The organism is Thalassospira sp., from assembly GCF_002709775.1.
Lineage (GTDB): Bacteria > Pseudomonadota > Alphaproteobacteria > Rhodospirillales > Thalassospiraceae > Thalassospira.
Window position 1 is genome coordinate 62,494 of sequence record NZ_PAQR01000026.1, and the last position, 16,739, is coordinate 79,232.

Annotated in this window: 16 protein-coding genes and 1 pseudogene; 9 read left to right on the forward strand and 8 right to left on the reverse strand. The window is 56.7% G+C overall.

The features are described 5' to 3' along the window. Nucleotides 1-5 precede the first annotated feature (5 nt). From CMO10_RS10710 to CMO10_RS10725, 4 genes are all read right to left on the reverse strand, one after another. The gene (locus CMO10_RS10710; protein ID WP_297021754.1) at nt 6-2,198 is read right to left on the reverse strand and encodes a mechanosensitive ion channel family protein; all 2,193 of its coding nucleotides are present in this window, start codon (nt 2,196-2,198) and stop codon (nt 6-8) included. 195 nt (nt 2,199-2,393) lie between these two features. After that, nucleotides 2,394-2,729, reverse strand: a complete 336-nt coding sequence (gene grxD / locus CMO10_RS10715) for a Grx4 family monothiol glutaredoxin (protein ID WP_297021757.1) — start codon at nt 2,727-2,729, stop codon at nt 2,394-2,396. Nucleotides 2,730-2,822: 93 nt separating this feature from the next. Then, entirely contained in the window at nt 2,823-3,731 is a 909-nt protein-coding gene (gene rarD / locus CMO10_RS10720) for an EamA family transporter RarD (RefSeq protein ID WP_044827587.1), read from the reverse strand. Between the two features lie 178 nt (nt 3,732-3,909). Beyond that, nucleotides 3,910-4,143, reverse strand: a complete 234-nt coding sequence (locus CMO10_RS10725; RefSeq protein WP_044827588.1) for a BolA family protein — start codon at nt 4,141-4,143, stop codon at nt 3,910-3,912. Nucleotides 4,144-4,455: 312 nt separating this feature from the next. Between CMO10_RS10725 and CMO10_RS10730 the strand changes: the two genes are divergently transcribed. Further along, a complete protein-coding gene (locus CMO10_RS10730) occupies nt 4,456-4,950 on the forward strand; it encodes a glyoxalase superfamily protein (protein ID WP_297021761.1) in 495 nt (164 codons plus the stop codon). Then, the gene (locus tag CMO10_RS10735; protein WP_297021763.1) at nt 4,947-5,405 is read left to right on the forward strand and encodes a GIY-YIG nuclease family protein; all 459 of its coding nucleotides are present in this window, start codon (nt 4,947-4,949) and stop codon (nt 5,403-5,405) included. The genes CMO10_RS10730 and CMO10_RS10735 overlap by 4 nt, the downstream gene beginning before the upstream one ends. Here the strand turns inward: CMO10_RS10735 and moaA are convergent. The 3 genes from moaA to CMO10_RS10750 all read right to left on the reverse strand — a co-directional run bounded on the left by moaA (nt 5,402) and on the right by CMO10_RS10750 (nt 7,760). Then, nucleotides 5,402-6,400, reverse strand: coding sequence for a GTP 3',8-cyclase MoaA (moaA, locus tag CMO10_RS10740; RefSeq protein ID WP_297021766.1), 999 nt, complete (start codon nt 6,398-6,400; stop codon nt 5,402-5,404). The genes CMO10_RS10735 and moaA overlap by 4 nt on opposite strands. A 205-nt stretch (nt 6,401-6,605) precedes the next feature. Continuing rightward, a complete protein-coding gene (locus CMO10_RS10745) occupies nt 6,606-7,418 on the reverse strand; it encodes a hypothetical protein (RefSeq protein ID WP_297021769.1) in 813 nt (270 codons plus the stop codon). 156 nt (nt 7,419-7,574) lie between these two features. Next, nucleotides 7,575-7,760: a DUF3553 domain-containing protein gene (locus CMO10_RS10750; protein ID WP_044827592.1), complete on the reverse strand. Its 186-nt coding sequence runs from the start codon at nt 7,758-7,760 to the stop codon at nt 7,575-7,577. A 294-nt stretch (nt 7,761-8,054) separates the two neighbouring features. On the opposite strand from CMO10_RS10750, the gene CMO10_RS10755 reads away from it, so the two are divergent. The 7 genes and pseudogenes from CMO10_RS10755 to CMO10_RS10785 all read left to right on the forward strand — a co-directional run bounded on the left by CMO10_RS10755 (nt 8,055) and on the right by CMO10_RS10785 (nt 16,298). Further along, nucleotides 8,055-8,660 carry a histidine phosphotransferase family protein gene (locus tag CMO10_RS10755; protein WP_297021774.1) on the forward strand — a complete coding sequence of 202 codons (606 nt, stop codon included), beginning with the start codon at nt 8,055-8,057 and terminating at the stop codon, nt 8,658-8,660. A 141-nt stretch (nt 8,661-8,801) separates the two neighbouring features. After that, nucleotides 8,802-11,507: a hybrid sensor histidine kinase/response regulator gene (locus tag CMO10_RS10760; RefSeq protein WP_297021777.1), complete on the forward strand. Its 2,706-nt coding sequence runs from the start codon at nt 8,802-8,804 to the stop codon at nt 11,505-11,507. Nucleotides 11,508-11,523: 16 nt separating this feature from the next. After that, nucleotides 11,524-12,030 (forward strand): chemotaxis protein CheW, encoded by a 507-nt coding sequence (locus CMO10_RS10765; protein ID WP_044827595.1) that lies wholly within the window; start codon nt 11,524-11,526, stop codon nt 12,028-12,030. An 82-nt stretch (nt 12,031-12,112) separates the two neighbouring features. Further along, nucleotides 12,113-12,478: a response regulator gene (locus CMO10_RS10770; RefSeq protein WP_044827596.1), complete on the forward strand. Its 366-nt coding sequence runs from the start codon at nt 12,113-12,115 to the stop codon at nt 12,476-12,478. Nucleotides 12,479-12,548: 70 nt separating this feature from the next. Then, a complete protein-coding gene (locus CMO10_RS10775) occupies nt 12,549-14,201 on the forward strand; it encodes a chemotaxis protein CheB (RefSeq protein WP_297021780.1) in 1,653 nt (550 codons plus the stop codon). A gap of 9 nt (nt 14,202-14,210) precedes the next feature. Next, a pseudogene (locus CMO10_RS19825) lies at nt 14,211-15,020 on the forward strand (CheR family methyltransferase); the annotation flags it as partial. Between the two features lie 630 nt (nt 15,021-15,650). Next, the gene (locus tag CMO10_RS10785) at nt 15,651-16,298 is read left to right on the forward strand and encodes a methyltransferase family protein (RefSeq protein WP_297021783.1); all 648 of its coding nucleotides are present in this window, start codon (nt 15,651-15,653) and stop codon (nt 16,296-16,298) included. A gap of 99 nt (nt 16,299-16,397) precedes the next feature. Here the strand turns inward: CMO10_RS10785 and CMO10_RS10790 are convergent. Then, on the reverse strand, nt 16,398-16,739 hold a 342-nt coding region (locus CMO10_RS10790), incomplete at its 5' end, for a winged helix-turn-helix domain-containing protein (RefSeq protein WP_297021785.1).

Below are 16,739 nucleotides of genomic sequence, written 5' to 3' on the forward strand. Positions count from 1 at the left end.
CCCAATCAGGCGGGCGGCTTGTTAAGCTGCTCGGACGCATGCTGGGCTGCGGCCGCCACAGCTTCCTGCTTTTGTTCCGGCGTCGCATCTGGCGGGACGTCGACCTTGACGTTGCGCGAGGCCATCTGGATGCCGTTTTCCTTGAACATGGCAAGAACCCGTTGATAGACGGTTTTGCGGATGGTGAACTGTTCGCCGGGCTTTGATGTGTATTTCAGCCCGATCACCATGTTGAATTCTTCCATCCTTCGAACACCCTGGGATTTCAGTGGTTCGATGAAGCTGTCGCCAATCAGCGGATCTTCAAGCAGTTCGGCGGCCAGTTTCTTGACCAGTTTCTTGATTTTGTTCACATCGGTTTCAAACGGGACACGGAATTCCAGTTTGACGATGACCCAGTCGCGGCTGTGGTTGACGATCGATTTGATTTCGCCAAACGGGACGGTCTGAAGCGGGCCGCGGTGATGGCGCAACTGCATGGAGCGGATCGAGATGTTTTCGACCCGGCCACGCAGATTATCAACCTCGATATATTCACCCAGCCGGAACGCATCATCGAGCAGGAAGAAAACCCCGGCTACCACATCACGTACCAGCGCCTGACTGCCAAAGCCAAGGGCAAGGCCGACAACACCGGCACCGGCAATCAGCGGGCCGATATCGACCCCCAGTGCCGAGAGTGTCACCATCGTCACCATGATGATGATCACCGTAAGCGCAAAGTTTTTGAGCAGCGGCAGCAGGGTTTCAACCCGCGACAGTCCCGACCCACCGCCTTCATCCCCTGCATTGCCCTGATTGGACGCACTCATGCGTTCATCGAGAAACGCCTTGATCAGCGACCAGATCAGGTCGGCGATCAGAAGGATCATGATGATTTCGGTTGAGCTATCAATGATCCGGGCAATGATCCCGGCATCGTCAGACTGTGCCAAACGGTCAAAGCCCCAGATGCGCCACATGCTTGCAAGGACAAAAACCAGTGCCAGAAGCCGTACCCCGCGTTTAAGCACCTTGGTAAAGACCGGTGCCTTGGGTTTGACGGGCTCGAACACCTCGTCATTCTCTTGGGCGATGGCCTCGGCCGCGGCGTTTTGTTCGGCGGCTTCGTCCTCGGCGATTTGCAGTTTCTTGCGATGCTGGCTTTCGATGATATTGCGCAAGACAACATCAAACAGGCAGGCCAGACCAATGGCGAGAAGCGCCTTTAGGATCCGCTCGGCGCCGATGATGGCAACGCCACCGACCAGAATGAACCAGCCACAAACAATCACCGGCCAAAGGCGGGCCATCGATGTCGGCAGGGCCATTTTTTCAACCCCGGTGCTGGTGGTGTGATGGGCGAAGAACCGGCCCAGCCACGCGGTCGCGACGCAAAAGGTCAGTACCGATATTACCACGGCAAGATCAAACAGGATGATGTCGCCAGCAACAATCGTCGGTGCAGCACTGAACACGCCGGCAAGCGCAAAGGCAAACAGTGAAATCCCCGACGTCCATGTCAGACTTTTGGTCAGAGCACCCGCTGCCACCGGATCGACATTGATCATGCGCAGCCCCTCGGCCTTGGGGGCAAACAGGAACTGCAGGACAATGATCAGAACGCGCAGGGCAAAGAACGCCATCAAAAGCGACATGACGGCGGCCTTCATGATTTCAGGCCAGTCAAACATCATGAAGGTGCCAAGCGACCCAATAGCAAAGGCAAAGAGCGAGAGCAGCGACAGCACACAAAGCCCGACCATGTTTTTAAGCCGGTCGGAGAATTTCTGAGGGTGGGAGGATTCAAGATAGGCGCACATCGGGGCTGAAAGCCTGCGATAGATCACCTCGATGATGATGCCGACACCAACGAAAATCGCGGTAAACAGGAAAACGCGCATCAGGCCGCTTTGGCCAAAATCGGTCGAGAGGAATTCGGCGGTGTCATCAATTTCGCCCGGAAAGGCATCAAGCCCGCTTAAGGTCTCGGCAATGCGGGCCTGGGTGCGGGTGACACCTTCTTCGAGGAAACCGTAATAGCTGAAGGTCTCAGTGACCACGTCATCTTGGGGGAGTGGATCAGCCTCGGTATTGTCAGAGCCGCTAAGGGCGGTGACGGCGGCCATCTGTGCCTGTGCGGGCAGGGTGGGCAACACAAACGCGATTGCAAGCAGCAAGGTGGCAAAACATGCCATTGATTTGATTGCTGGTTTCATGCCGGTGACCTTCCCCCTGTGGCGCAAATAGCAGCATGCCATAAAGATGGGGGGTGGGCGTCAAACCATCAAGAAATAGTTTTGTGAGCGCTTTGAAATGATCGCACGCGTTGTGGGTTGGCGGGCGGCATAGGCATAAAAAAACGCGCTGGCAGGAACCCTGCGCAGCGCGTTTTGAATGCGGGCAATCGCGCCTTAGGCAGCGACGGCAACTCCCTTGTCTTTAAGGTGCTGGGACAGCTCGCCGCTGGCAGCCATTTCGCGCACGATGTCGCAACCACCAAGGAACTCGCCCTTGACGTAAAGCTGCGGAATGGTAGGCCAGTTCGAGAAGTCCTTGATGCCCTGACGGATCGCCGGATCGACCAGAACGTTGATGTCCTTGAACTGAACGCCAAGCTCGGCCAGGACCTGAACAACAGCAGCGGAGAAGCCGCACTGCGGGAACATTGCGGTACCCTTCATGAACAGGACGACGTCATTGTCATCGACGTCTTTCTGGATGCGCTCGAATACCGGATTGTCGGTCATAATGATTGTCCTTGGCTTTGGGCAGCACAGTTCGTGCCGCGAATTCGGATTAAACTTTTATGGGCGAAGATATGGCTGGAACCTGCGGTTCTGTCAACTCTTGGCGCGATTTTGCCGCGCGGTGCGCAGATTGTCCCAAGTGAAAATCGCAAGCCCGACCCAAACAAGCCCGTAGGTGATCATGTGGGCCTCGGTAAAGGCCTCGCCAAAAATCAGAACAGCAACAAAGAACTGGATGGTCGGATTAAGATATTGCATCAACCCAAGGGCCGAGAATTTCATATTCCGCGCGGCGTAGGCAAACATCACCAGCGGCCCGGTCGTGCAAATCCCAAGCCCGATCAAAAGTGCATCTTCGACCCACCCGATCTGCCCGAATGTCATGTCACCGGTATGGGCAATCCAGAAGAGATATCCCAGCGCAATCGGCGTGATCAGGATGCACTCGACAAACAGCCCGGCAATCGGATCAGCCGGGACGAATTTGCGAATGACGCCATAAAAGCCAAACAGGGTTGAAAGCCCAAGGGCCACCCACGGCATGTCGCCATAAAACACCAGAAGGTTCAAAACCCCGGCGGCACAAATCGCCACCGACAGGATCTGGATACGGTTGAGTTTTTCAGCAAAGAATATCCGCCCAAGGATCAGCATGATCAGCGGCATGATGTAATAGCCGAGGCTGGCTTCAAGGGCATGCGCGCTGGTGACAGCCCAGATGTAAAGCAACCAGTTGCCCGCCACCAGAAGGCTTGAAAGAAACAAAAGGCCGAGGGTGCGCGCCGACGAAATCAGCTCCCACAGCTTTTTGCGCCGGCCCAGAACAAAGACCAGCAACAAGGTCAGTGCGGCCGACCAGACAATCCGGTGTGAAAGGATTTCAAACGGGGTGGCAAAGGCGACCTGTTTGAAATACAGGCCGAAAAAGCCCCAGAAGATAAAGGCACCAAGACCGGCGAGGGGGCCTGGGCCGATCAATGCCGGTTTTTCCTGAGAGGACATCGGGGCGAGACCTAACGTTAAGCGGTGGTCAGTGAACGGGGCTGTGACCGGCCGCGACAACGTTGGACCAGCTCAGTGCGATCTGAAAGTCATCAGGGGTCGGAATGAAACGACCCCTGAAATCGGTCGGGCAAGGCGGTGCATGGTGGCGCGTGCCTTGCGGTGGCGTGATCGGTGATCAGTCCGGTGCAGAAGTCTGCAGGGCCAGCGCATGCAGATCGCCGCCCATTTTGCCTTTAAGCGCGGAATAGACCATCTGGTGCTGAACAACACGGGTTTTGCCACGGAACTGTTCAGAGACAACAATTGCTGCGTAATGATCGCCATCGCCGCGCAAATCCTCGATGCGGACCTGTGCATCGGGCAGGGCTTCCTTGATCATGCTTTCGATTTCGTAGGCTTCCATGGCCATGGCGCATATTCCTTATGGTTGATCGGCGCTGTATTCGGGACCGCCGATATGACTTGTTTTCATTGGTATATGTTGTTGTCACGGGGGCTGTCAATTTTTGTGAAACGCCCGTTATCCGGTGATGACAGACAACGCCTGGGCCTTGTGTTTGGCGCGATATTGCACTAATACGCATTCTTCTGGTTGCGCACACCTGCCGTCCGCAAGGTCTATGCCTTTGGTAAAGTGCGTTGAATGAATTTTTCGGACCCGTTTCCCGATCAGGGTACGGCCCGGCAATGCGGACCCCCGGCCTCCTGCGTGGAGACATCAATGACTTCCAATACGCTCAATATCGCATCTGGCGATATTCAGTCCGATGCGACCGAAACGCTCAAGGCACAGGCAAAACGCCTGCGCAAAGCCTTGGCGGCGCGTGACGTCACCATTTCGCATACCGGTTCGCTGGAACTTCTGGCGCAAAGCCACGGTTACCGCGATTGGAACACCGCCATTGCCATGGCAAGGCGCAATATCCCGACCAGTGTGTCGGACCTTGGCATCGGTAAACGCTTTGCCGGGTCGTATCTTGGTCATGCCGTGACCGGACTTATTCGCAGTGTAACAGCCACCCCGACACCCGGTGTGTTCCGGGTCGAGGTGCATCTGGATGAACCGGTCGATGTGGTGGCCTCAAAACGCTTCAGCGGTTTTCGCCAACGCATAGGTGCGCGGATCAATGAACATTGCGAACCGGTCCTGACCAACGGCATGGCTGGCCCCGGTCTTTCGATTGATCTGTTGCTGCGAGAGTCCCCGGACGCGTGAATACCTTTATCAAAGAGATAAATGACGAAACCCTCCGGCAGCTTCCCAAAGTTGCCGGGGCTTACGTTCTGGTCATTGAACTCAGCGCTGACCTTACTCTTCAAAACAAACGCTTCGCAGGTGCCACCCTTGCCAAGGGAACCTACCTTTATTGCGGTTCCGCCAACGGCCCCGGCGGCATTGCCGCACGCGTCAAACGCCACTGCAAGGTGGACAAGAAGCCCCACTGGCATGTCGATGAACTGACCTCAAACGGGGCAGGGCAGGTCGTATCTGTACTGGTCGTGCCGGGCGGGAATGAGTGTGTGCTGCGCGCGGCTTTGCAGGAACCGGAATCACAGGTTTCGGTGCCCGGATTTGGTAGCAGTGATTGCACCGATTGTGCATCACACCTGATCAATGCATCGGTTGGGGAGATTGCAGTGGTTTTGGCAAGGATTGCCGGGGCTGCTTAGCCGCCCGTCATGCTCATATGTCGACCAACGGCCGGTTTCTGGCCTTTGCGGTCGATGACGAAGTCATGGCCTTTGGGTTTGAGGTCCATGGCGGCATCAAGCATCTGATCAAGCGCACGCGGGTCGCCGGTACGAAGTGCGGCGCGCAGGTCAACGTGGTCTTCCTGACCAAGACACATGTAAAGGGTGCCGGTGCAGGTCACGCGCACGCGGTTGCAGCCTTCGCAGAAATTATGGGTGAGCGGCGTGATGAAGCCAAGGCGTCCGCCGGTTTCAGCCACGGTGGTATAGCGCGCCGGGCCCGGGGTGACGTGATCGGACGGGATCAGGGTGTATTCCTGCTCCAGACGTTCACGCACAGCGGTCAGCGGCAGGTATTGATCGGTGCGATCGCCATCAATGTCGCCAAGCGGCATGGTTTCGATCAGGCAAAGGTCAAAGCCCTCCTTACCGCACCAAGCGACAAGGCGTGACATTTCATCTTCGTTGAAGTTGCGCAGCGCAACCGTATTGATCTTGATTGAAATCCCGGCCTGTTTGGCGGCCTCAAGCCCGGCCAGCACCTGTTCAAGGCGGCCACGGCGGGTGATTTCGGTGAATTTCTGTGAATCAAGGCTGTCGAGCGAGATGTTGAGGCGCTTCACACCGAGGCGGGCGAGGTCATCGGCATAGGTGGCAAGCTGGCTGCCATTGGTGGTCATGGTCAGTTCATCAAGCGCGCCGGTTTTAAGATGGCGCGACAGATTGGCGATCAGGTCCATGATGCCCCGGCGCACCAGTGGTTCGCCTCCGGTCAGGCGCAGTTTGCGCACGCCGCGCGTGATGAAAGCCGTGCAAAGCTGATCGAGTTCTTCGAGTGACAGAACGTCGGATTTCGGCAAGAAGGTCATGTTTTCCGCCATGCAATAGGTGCAGCGGAAATCGCAGCGGTCGGTTATCGAGACGCGCAGGTAAGAGACATGTCTGCCGTATTTGTCGATCAGTGGCTTGGTCATGGTGGCGTTTAAACGGTGTTCTTGAGTTTCCGGGGCTTTTTATCGTCGTTCTTTGTAATCGTTCTGAGGCAACTGTCGCACAGCAGGCCGGGGTTTGACCAGTCTGTTTCGAGGTTGGCTGTTCACCTTTCCGTCAGGTGAAAACGATCAAAGCCGCCCCGGTGTTCCGTAAGGCGGCTTTGATTTTTGTCATGCAGGTCTTGGGTCAGGCCGAGAGGCGCGCGACATCCGCATCAATGCATTTGACGACTTCGCGAATGGTCGCGACATCTTCACTGCCCATTTTCGCAACCAGTTCGGCGGAATGTTCGGGCACGGCGAGCGTTTTGCGCACATCAGAAAACAGCGCATCAAGCAGGCGGATGCAGTGGGTTTCGGTGAATTCCCAACGTTCTTCGCCTTGGGCCATGTTGTCATTGACCAGCTGGATCAGCCATTTCTTGCGGTGTTCATAGTTGCTGAAATGAAGCGCCATACGGGCAAAAACCAGATTGATGCGCGAACGCACTTCCGGGGCCTTGGCCAGATGATCCCAGTATTCAGCCGGGTTGCGCAGTTCGTCGTCCTCATCAGCGTGGGCTTCGATGATTTCGTGAATTTCGCGGTCGATTTCCTGAAGCATGTCCATGCCGACCATCATGCGAATGACCTTGAAGAAGGGCTGCAGGATGGTGCGCGAAAGGGCGCCATGTTCGGTATCGCCAGCTTCATTGCCTTCCAGCAGATGATCAAAGCGCGACACCAGCAGGCGGCCAAACGGATCATGGCGGACAGCGGCATGTTCGCGGGCCTTGATCGATTCCAGATCGGCTTCCAGAACCGCCCAGGCACTATCAAACAGTTCTTCCTTGTCGCGCAGGCCATCAACGGCCTTGAGGATCTGTTCTTCGGTGACGGAACCGCCATGGTTGCGGGCGAAATGCACAAGACCTTGGGCAAATTGTTCCAGCACGGTGAACGCCGCGGCATGGTGGCGCTGTTTAAAGCTGTCACGCGGTGGTTTGTTGGCTGCGATCATGGGTTTCGAGACCTTCTTAAGACTGTTGTGCTCGTGTCAGGTTCATCTATCCAACGTCTGATAGAGTCCATCTTGTATGGTGAATTCATTAACAAAACGAACTGAGCAATCTGTATGCCAAGTGTCGGTCTTCCTGACCTTGTGTGATTGGATCGCCTATTCGTAGCCAGCGGCCGCTTCGACAATTTCAAGCACGACATAGCGCGGACGGATGATCTGGCGACCGGCTTCTTCGAAATTGACAGCGATTCGATCCCCGTCGACCGCCTGAATACGGCCTAGTCCCCAGTCCGGTTGGTCGGGATGGCGCACAATGGCGCCCGGCGTCAGCAAGAAATCCATTGGGTACTCTGTATCCTGTGTAGCTTGGTTCAATATAGGCCGTTTGCGGGGTATGCGCAATTTGCGGCTGTCATGTCGGCGGGGCAAAAACGGTCCGCGATCACCAAGGGGTAAAATTTGCCGGGTCTGAAAGGCCTGATTTTCGAGCGTGCTAAATAAGCTCTTAATATATCGGGGGCAATCTTGTGGCTTCTGCGAGCGGGCCGTCTAGTTAAAACGCCCGTTTGCAATGGGCATCGTGTTTTGGGGACAGGGTGCCACACCGATACGCAAAGACCTTGGAGAGCCGGCGCTATGGTAGAGGATGCCACCCTTGAACTGACCCTGATCGAATTGATCAGTTCGCGGATCTGTCATGATCTTGTCGGCCCGGTCGGGGCGGTCAATGCCGGGGCGGAGCTTATGGGCGAAGACGGGGTTGGCGATGACGAGGCGCTGGAGCTGATGCGCAAAAGCGGTCTTGAGGCCGCGCGCCGCCTGCAACTTTTCAGATTGGCCTTCGGGCGGGCCGGCAGCAGTGCCGATACCACCGCCATGCGAGAGGCAGCAAAACAGACCTATGCGGCCGAGGGCAAGGTGACGCTTGAGTGGCCGGATCTTCCGATTGATCCATCGCACGGACGAATCGTACTAAACATGGTTATGCTGGCCCGAGAAGCATTGCCGTTTGGCGGAACGCTTTCCGTGACACGCGACTCCGGCAAAGTAACGGTGCTGGGAGAAGGCAAACGCGCTGCCTTGCGCCCGGAAATCATGAATGTGCTGGAAAAGGACGTTTCTGCTGATGCACTCGATCCGCGCAATGTGCAGGCGTTTTTCTTGCGGAAACTGGCCAATCTTGGCGGCGGAACGCTTTCGGTCTTGCAACAGGACGGAAATATTGCATTGATCTACGGATAAAAATTTAACTGACAGGTCTGGTAATGGGGCGCAATAGCTTCTACCTAGATACCGAAGTATAGTATGTTTGTGCCAATTGGCGCCTTAATGGGAGTTCCAGTTCCGACAAGTGATTGATTGTTGGAGATTTGGAGGGGGTATATGGACGATCTTTTAAGTGAATTTCTGACCGAGACTTCGGAAAGTCTCTCGACGCTTGACGTTGAGCTTGTGAAGCTGGAACAGAACCCGAATGATCCGGACATCTTGTCCAACATTTTCCGCTTGGTTCACACCATTAAAGGGACGTGCGGCTTCCTTGGCCTGCCGCGCCTTGAGGCTGTTGCCCACGCTGGCGAGAACGTACTGGGTAAAATTCGTGACGGCGAACTGGTTGTTACTGCAGACGCGGTGACGCTGGTTCTTGAGTCGATTGACACGATTAAGTACCTGCTGGGCGAGCTTGAGCAGAACGAAGCCGAGCCGGACGGCAATGACGCCGAACTGATCGGCCGTCTGAACCACTTTGCAGATACCGGCGAAATTCCGGGTGGTGCGCCGGCTGCGGAAGCAGCCCCGGCCGCAGAAGAACCCGCCGAAGAAGTCGAAATGACGGATGACGAAAAACTGCAGGCAGCCTTTGACGCCGCAGAATACGATCCGGACTTCGAAGTACCTGATGAGCCGGCAGCCGCCGCCGAGCCGGAGCCGGAAGCCCCGGCAAAACCGGCAGCGCCGCCTGCTGCTGCAAAATCCCAGGAAGTCGCACCGGCTCCGAAGCCTGCCGAAAAGGCAAAGGCTGAAGCACCGCGTGGCGAAACCAAGGAAAGCTCGGTCGCAGCCCAGACCATTCGTGTGAATGTCGAGCTGCTTGAAAACCTGATGACGCTGGTTTCCGAGCTTGTCCTGACCCGTAACCAGCTCCTGCAGATGGTTCGCGGCAAGGATGACAGTGAATTCACCGTGCCGCTGCAGCGCCTGTCGCACATCACCACCGACCTTCAGGAAGGTGTGATGAAGACCCGTATGCAGCCGATCGGCAACGCTTGGGCGAAGCTGCCGCGTATTGTTCGCGACCTCGCGCTTGAGATGAACAAGAAGATCGATCTGCAGATGATCGGTGCCGACACCGAACTGGATCGTCAGGTTCTTGAGCTGATCAAGGATCCGCTGACCCACATGGTGCGTAACTCTGCCGACCATGGTCTGGAAGATATTCCGGGCCGTCGTGACGCAGGCAAGCCTGAAACCGGTACGGTAACGCTTAATGCGTATCACGAAGGTGGTCACATCATCATCGAGATTTCCGATGACGGTCGTGGTCTGAACCTTGAGCGCATCAAGGCCAAGGCAATTGCCAATGGTCTTGCGACCGAGAGCGAGCTGGAAGGCATGGGCGACCAGCAGATCCAGCAGTTCATTTTCAAAGCCGGTTTCTCGACCGCGGAAAAAGTGACCTCGGTCTCCGGTCGTGGTGTCGGTATGGACGTTGTGCGCACCAACATCGAAAAGATCGGTGGTACGGTTGAACTGAAATCGGTCGAAGGCCGTGGTTCGACCTTTATCATCAAGATCCCGCTGACGCTGGCTATCGTTTCGGCCCTGATCGTTGAAAGTGGCGGCGAACGCTTTGCCATTCCGCAGATCAGCGTTCTGGAACTGGTTCGCGCGTCGAACAATTCCGAGCATTCCATCGAACGCATTCACGATACGCCGGTCCTGCGCCTGCGTAACCGTCTGCTGCCGCTGGTCACGCTCAAGAAAATTCTTGGCCTTGATAGCAGCGAAGCAACCGAGGAATCCGTCGATGAAGAAGCATTCATCGTCGTTGCCCAGGTTGGTACCTATTCGTTCGGTATCATCGTTGACCGCGTCTTCGACACCGAGGAAATCGTTGTTAAACCGGTGGCCCCGATCCTGCGCGATCTGTCGCTGTTCTCGGGTAACACCATCCTTGGCGATGGTAGCGTGATCATGATCCTTGATCCGAACGGCATTGCGACCCGCACCGGCGAAATCACCGTTGGTGGTTCGCAGGGCGTGGAAGGCAAAGCCAAGGCGGATGCATCTGATCGCGAAACCACTTCCATGCTGGTCTTCCGGGCCGGTGGCAGCGAAGTGCGCGCGGTTCCGCTGGCACTTGTTGCCCGCCTTGAAGAAATTGATGTCGAGAATATCGAACATTCGAACGGCCGTCCGCTGGTCCAGTACCGCGGCAAGCTGATGCCTCTTGTCTTTATCGATGGTAGCTACCAGATGAAGGCAGAAGGACGTCAGCCGACCCTTGTGTTCCAGGATCGTGAACGCACCATGGGGCTGGTCGTCGACGAGATCGTCGATATCGTGGATGACGTGCTTAATGTTGAACTGACAGCGGATCAGGATGGTCTGGTTGGCTCGGCCGTGATTGACGGCAAGGCGACCGACCTTATTGATGCCGGTTACTATCTTGAACTGGCATTCAGTGACTGGTTCGGCACCGAGGACAATGGTGGCGAGAAGAAACGAGTTCTGTTGATCGATGACAGCCCGTTCTTCCGTAACCTGCTGACCCCGATGCTGTCTGTTGCGGGCTTCAACGTCACTGCGGTTGAAAACGCAGAACAGGCCATGGACCTTAAAAACCGTGGCGTTCTGTTTGATGCGATCATCAGTGATATCGAAATGCCGGGCATGAACGGTTTTGAATTTGCCGAAGCGCTGCAGGATGATGCAGCCTGGGGGGAAGTTCCGATCATTGCCCTGTCTTCGCACACCAGCGAAGAAGATTTCGAGCGTGGTCGTCAGGTCGGTTTCAGCGACTACGTGGCCAAATTTGATCGCGATGCACTTGTCTCGACCCTGATCCAGACACTGAGCAGCATGTAAGCGGGAGAAAAGTCCTATGAGCGATAAAAACGCACTCGTCCCGAGCCAGGAAAAAGGTGGCGCCCTTGACCTTGGTGGTGACAGCCAGGATTTCGTGACCGCGAATATTGGCAAACAGCTTTTCGGTATTCCGGTCCTGACGGTTCAGGATGTCTTGGGTCCGCAACGCATCACGCGTATTCCGTTGTCTCCGCCAGAAGTGGCCGGGTCGCTGAACCTGCGTGGTCGTATCGTGACCGCGATTGATGTTCGCAAGCGTCTTGGCCTGCGTGACAAGGAAGACAATGAACCGGGCATGAGCATCGTTGTCGACGAAGGCGGCGAGCTTTACAGCCTGATGGTTGATCAGGTCGGGGAAGTTCTGAGCGTTCCGAAAAAGGCGTTCGAACAGAACCCGGCGACGCTTGATCCGCGCTGGCGCGAATTTTCGGACGGTATCTTCCGTCTCGACAAGAAGCTTCTGGTAATTCTTGATGTGACCCGCCTGCTTGATTTCACGTCTTCCGTGAAGCAGGCTGGTTAGGCTGAATTCCCATGCCGGGCACGCAATGTGCCCGGTTCCTGCCATTGTGGCTTAACGACCTAAGTAAGCGAGAAGGAAGTCGATGAAGAGTTGTCTCGTCGTCGATGATTCGAAAGTCATCCGAATGGTAGCACGCCGCATCCTTGAGGAAATCGGGTTTGCGGTTGTTGAGGCAGTGGACGGACAGGAGGCGATCGACAAGTGCCTTGAGTCCATGCCCGATGCGGTTCTGCTTGACTGGAACATGCCGGTCAAGAGCGGGATTGAGTTCCTGCGTGAACTGCGCGCAACGCCTGGTGGCGATGATCCTGTTGTTGTGTTCTGTACAACTGAAAATGACCTTGAACACATCCAGGAAGCGATTACCGCTGGCGCGAACGAATACATCATGAAGCCGTTCGATAGCGAGATCATCCAGGCCAAGTTCGAGCAGGTCGGCCTGATTTAGGCCTGCTTGCGCGACGATGCCTGCACGCCTTTAACAATTGATCTCCATCATCAAGCGGGGACGCTACTACGTGGAAGAAACGCCTACCCATTCGCCATACAAAGTCCTGATCGTGGATGATTCCGCCATCGTGCGCGGGCTTGTGACACGTATGATGGCCGAAGACGCGGAAATTGACGTCGTCGGGTCGGTCAATAATGGCGAAGAAGCATTGGCTGTGATGGAAGGCGGCGGCATCGAAGTCGTCGTTCTGGATATCGAAATGCCGGTCATGGATGGCCTTACGGCTTTGCCGAAACTGTTGGAGATTGATCCGACCGTTCGCGTGATCATGGCGTCCACCCTTACCAAACGAAATGCCGATATCAGTTTCCAGGCGATGACGCTGGGCGCGGTGGATTACATTCCCAAGCCAAGCTCGTCAAAGGATCTCAATGTCGGCGAAGGTTTCCGCGAAGAGCTTTTGGATAAGGTCAAGGCCTGGGCCGAACAGCGTCGCAAGATGCTTGAGGTCGAACAGGCTGCTGCCGCAGCAGCTGCAGAAGCCGAGCCAGAAACCGCTCCCGCCGCACCCGAGGCGGATGACGCCACCCCGAAACCCGAGGGTGGTGATGCGGATGATGGCAAGGCATCGACTTTCCGGGCGGAAATGTCGGTCGAACATCAGCAGCTTCAGAAACAAGGCCGCATCCAGCGCAAAAGATTTACCGCAGAACTGCGCCCGCGTCCGATGCAGCAACCGCGCCATCAGCCAGTCCAGATGCGTCAGACGCCGCATCCGCAGCAGCCTGCACCAACCGCACAGCCCGCAGCACCAGCATCTCCGGACGCAGCAGCCTCGGCCACCAAAGCCGCAGCCGCACCGACTGCAGCAGCATCGCGTGCGACGACCCCTTCGCGTGATCCGGGCCGGCTTATTCGCGATGCCGCCATTGCCGCAGGCGGACAGGCCAAGGCAGTGCCAAAAATGCCGTCACGTCCGGCCCAGGCTGCACCGGCGGCCAGAACCGCACCGGCACCGAAGCGCCCGACCGCACCGGCACCGCAGAAAAGCGCACGTGCCCAGCAGGCCCGTTCAGGCAGCGCGCCGGCCCCGGCAAAGCGCCCGTCGACGCGCGGTGGTGTGACGCTTCTGCCCGAGAAACGTATTAATGTCGAAGCCATTGCCATTGGCAGCTCGACCGGCGGACCGCAGGCCCTGTTTGAGGTTCTGCGTGGCCTGAATGGCGTGCGCCAGCCGATCTTTATTACCCAGCATATGCCTGCGACCTTTACGACCATTCTGGCCGAGCACATTACGCGTCTGACCGGTCTGAAGTGCCAGGAAGGGCAAAACAATATGCCAATTGTGGGCGGACAGGTTTACCTTGCGCCCGGCGATTACCACATGACCGTAGAAGGGCGTGGTGGCAGTCGGCATCTGATGTTGAACCAGAACCCGCCCGAGAATTTCTGTCGTCCGTCGGTTGATCCGATGTTGCGTAGTCTGGTGGCGAGTTACGGAGGAAACATTCTGACTGCAATCCTTACCGGAATGGGGCAGGATGGTATGCTCGGTGGTCGCGACGTCGTCAATGCGGGGGGCATGGTCGTCGCACAGGACGAGCAAAGTAGCGTTGTATGGGGGATGCCAGGTGCAGCAGCACATGCTGGCATCTGTTCCGCGGTTCTGCCGGTTGGCGGTATTGCGGCCTATATCAAAAAATTCGCGGGGGGTCGTTAACCCACAATGATGAAGCCGGATGACTTCGAGTTCGTAAGCAGATTGATCAAGTCCAAGTCCGGGCTCGTTTTGAGCCAGGATAAGACTTATCTGCTCGAAAGCCGGCTGATGCCGATTGCGCGCAAGCGGGGTCTCAAGGACCTGACAGAGCTGATTGGTGCGCTGCGCGGTGGCGACCGTAATCTGGTCGAAGAAGTCGTTGATGCGATGACGACCAATGAAAGCTTCTTCTTCCGCGATACCAAACCGTTTGATCAGTTCCGCCATGTTGTTCTGCCGCACATGATCAAGGCGCGCGCGCCGAAGAAACACCTGCGCATCTGGTGTGCTGCGGCCTCTTCGGGGCAGGAACCCTATTCGCTCGCCATGATCCTTGACGAGTTCAAGTCACAGCTTGCCGGCTGGCGCATCGACATTGTCGGTACCGATATCTCGCGCGAAATCCTGACCAAGGCGCGCGCAGGGCTTTATTCCCAGTTCGAAGTCCAAAGGGGGCTTCCGATTGGCTTGCTGGTCAAATACTTCCAGAAGAAGGAAGACCAGTGGCAGATCTCGGCCGATATTCGTGGCAAGGTGCAATACAAGGAATTCAACCTTCTGGAAGATTTCCGTCCGCTGGGGCAGTTTGACGTCGTCTATTGCCGTAACGTGCTGATCTATTTCGATCAGCCGACGAAAAGCGACGTTTTGTCACGTATTTCGGCCCTGATGCCAGATGATGGCTTCCTGTTCCTTGGTGGTGCCGAAACGGTTCTGGGCATTTCCGACAAGTTCAAACCGCTTGCCCGTCAGCGTGGCATTTATCAGCTCAACCGTCCGGGCGCGCCGGATGTTGATCTGACTGCGCTTGAAAAGGTGCAGGCAGGGGCTGCTGCAGGGGCTGCTGCCGGGGGTGCCGCCGGTGCTGCGGCGCCCGGTGGACTGGCCTTCCCGAAACCAAAGCATATGCAAACCGGTGCGGGTACCACGACCGGCACGGCGGCCCGTCCGGCGGCTGGAACAACCGGAACAACTGGCACGGCAACAACCCGTCCGGGCACGTCGAGCTTTGGTACGCAATCAACCCAGCGTCCGCTGGGCGGTACAACGTCCTCAACCACCCGTCCGACGACCGGTACGGGTACGACGGGCAGTGCGTTCAGCAGACCGTCAGGTTCGACTGGTACAGGTTCAACCACGCGTCCGGGTACCACAGGCACGACCGGTTCTTCCGGAACCGCCGGGTCGACCTATCGCCGTCCGCTTGGCACTGGAACGGGAACCGGTGCTGGCGCGGGGGGCACGACCCAACGGCCGGGGACAGGCAGCAGCAATACAAGCGGTTCAAACGGAACCACGCGCCCGTCCACGACCTTTGATCGGTCCCGTTTTGGTAAGCCGGACGACAAGAAGTAGCTGACAGTTGGTGCTTTGCCGACTGTTCTGTTGAACTGAATGTCGGGAAGGCCAATGACCTCAAACGCATCAATCCCCTTTTCTGCCCAGCGCAATGACCTGCGCCGCGTCCAGCGTCGGCGCAAGCTTGCTATTGCCTGCATTACGCTTTTGGTGCTTTGCGCGCTTCCGCTCATGCAATCGCTTGCCCGGGTGGAGATGTTTACTCATGAAAGTGTCGAGATTGGCGGGATTGTCCTGATCCTCATCGCCATTTTCGGACGTGCCTGGTGCACGCTTTACATCGGTGGGCGCAAAGCCCGTCAGTTGACCGATACCGGGCCCTATTCGATCAGCCGCAATCCGCTTTATATGTTCAGCTTTATCGGTGCGACCGGCATCGGCGCGCAAACCGGAAGTCTGCTTGTGGCTACGCTATTCGGGGTGGGGGCGTTTGCCGTTTTCCTACCGGTAATCCTGCGTGAAGAGCGCGCCTTGGGCGAGATGTTTGGTGCGTCGTTTTCGGAATATAAAGCGCGCGTGCCGCGTTTCGGGCCACGGTTTGCTGTCTGGCAGGATGCGGACATGCTGGAAGTGCGTCCACAGCTTCTGGTGCGGACATTGCGTGACGGGCTGGTGTTTTTGATGGTGATCCCGATCTTTGAGCTTATTGACCGGGCGCAGGTAATCGGGCTGATCAACCCGATGGTCTATTTGCCATAACCAGAAACGAAAAACGCCCCGGTGCAGTCCGGGGCGTTTTTCGTATAGCGGGCACTGTAGGAGCGGCGTCAGGCAGGCCTGAGACCGTAATCCGGGATATCAGGCCGCAGCGCTGTTGGTATCGGGATCGCGCAGGACATAGCCCCGGCCCCAAACCGTATGGATGTAGTTGTCGCCCTTGGTCGCAGACTGGATTTTCTTGCGCAGTTTGCAGACAAAGACGTCAATAATCTTGAGTTCCGGCTCGTCCATACCGCCATAAAGGTGGTTGAGGAACATTTCCTTGGTCAGTGTCGTGCCTTTGCGCAGCGACAGCAGTTCAAGGATGCCATATTCCTTACCGGTCAGATGCAGCGGTTTGCCGTCAACATCGACGGTACGTGCATCCAGATTGACGTTAAGCTTGCCGGTCGAAATCATCGACTGGGCATGACCGCGCGA

What these genes read in the sequence shown, in the direction of transcription:
- CMO10_RS10710 (WP_297021754.1), bottom strand. Translation starts at nt 2,198, where the DNA reads ATGAAACCAGCAATCAAATCAATGGCATGTTTTGCCACCTTGCTGCTT.
- grxD (WP_297021757.1), bottom strand. Translation starts at nt 2,729, where the DNA reads ATGACCGACAATCCGGTATTCGAGCGCATCCAGAAAGACGTCGATGAC.
- rarD (WP_044827587.1), bottom strand. Translation starts at nt 3,731, where the DNA reads ATGTCCTCTCAGGAAAAACCGGCATTGATCGGCCCAGGCCCCCTCGCC.
- CMO10_RS10725 (WP_044827588.1), bottom strand. Translation starts at nt 4,143, where the DNA reads ATGGCCATGGAAGCCTACGAAATCGAAAGCATGATCAAGGAAGCCCTG.
- CMO10_RS10730 (WP_297021761.1), top strand. Translation starts at nt 4,456, where the DNA reads ATGACTTCCAATACGCTCAATATCGCATCTGGCGATATTCAGTCCGAT.
- moaA (WP_297021766.1), bottom strand. Translation starts at nt 6,400, where the DNA reads ATGACCAAGCCACTGATCGACAAATACGGCAGACATGTCTCTTACCTG.
- CMO10_RS10745 (WP_297021769.1), bottom strand. Translation starts at nt 7,418, where the DNA reads ATGATCGCAGCCAACAAACCACCGCGTGACAGCTTTAAACAGCGCCAC.
- CMO10_RS10750 (WP_044827592.1), bottom strand. Translation starts at nt 7,760, where the DNA reads ATGGATTTCTTGCTGACGCCGGGCGCCATTGTGCGCCATCCCGACCAA.
- CMO10_RS10755 (WP_297021774.1), top strand. Translation starts at nt 8,055, where the DNA reads ATGGTAGAGGATGCCACCCTTGAACTGACCCTGATCGAATTGATCAGT.
- CMO10_RS10760 (WP_297021777.1), top strand. Translation starts at nt 8,802, where the DNA reads ATGGACGATCTTTTAAGTGAATTTCTGACCGAGACTTCGGAAAGTCTC.
- CMO10_RS10765 (WP_044827595.1), top strand. Translation starts at nt 11,524, where the DNA reads ATGAGCGATAAAAACGCACTCGTCCCGAGCCAGGAAAAAGGTGGCGCC.
- CMO10_RS10770 (WP_044827596.1), top strand. Translation starts at nt 12,113, where the DNA reads ATGAAGAGTTGTCTCGTCGTCGATGATTCGAAAGTCATCCGAATGGTA.
- CMO10_RS10785 (WP_297021783.1), top strand. Translation starts at nt 15,651, where the DNA reads ATGACCTCAAACGCATCAATCCCCTTTTCTGCCCAGCGCAATGACCTG.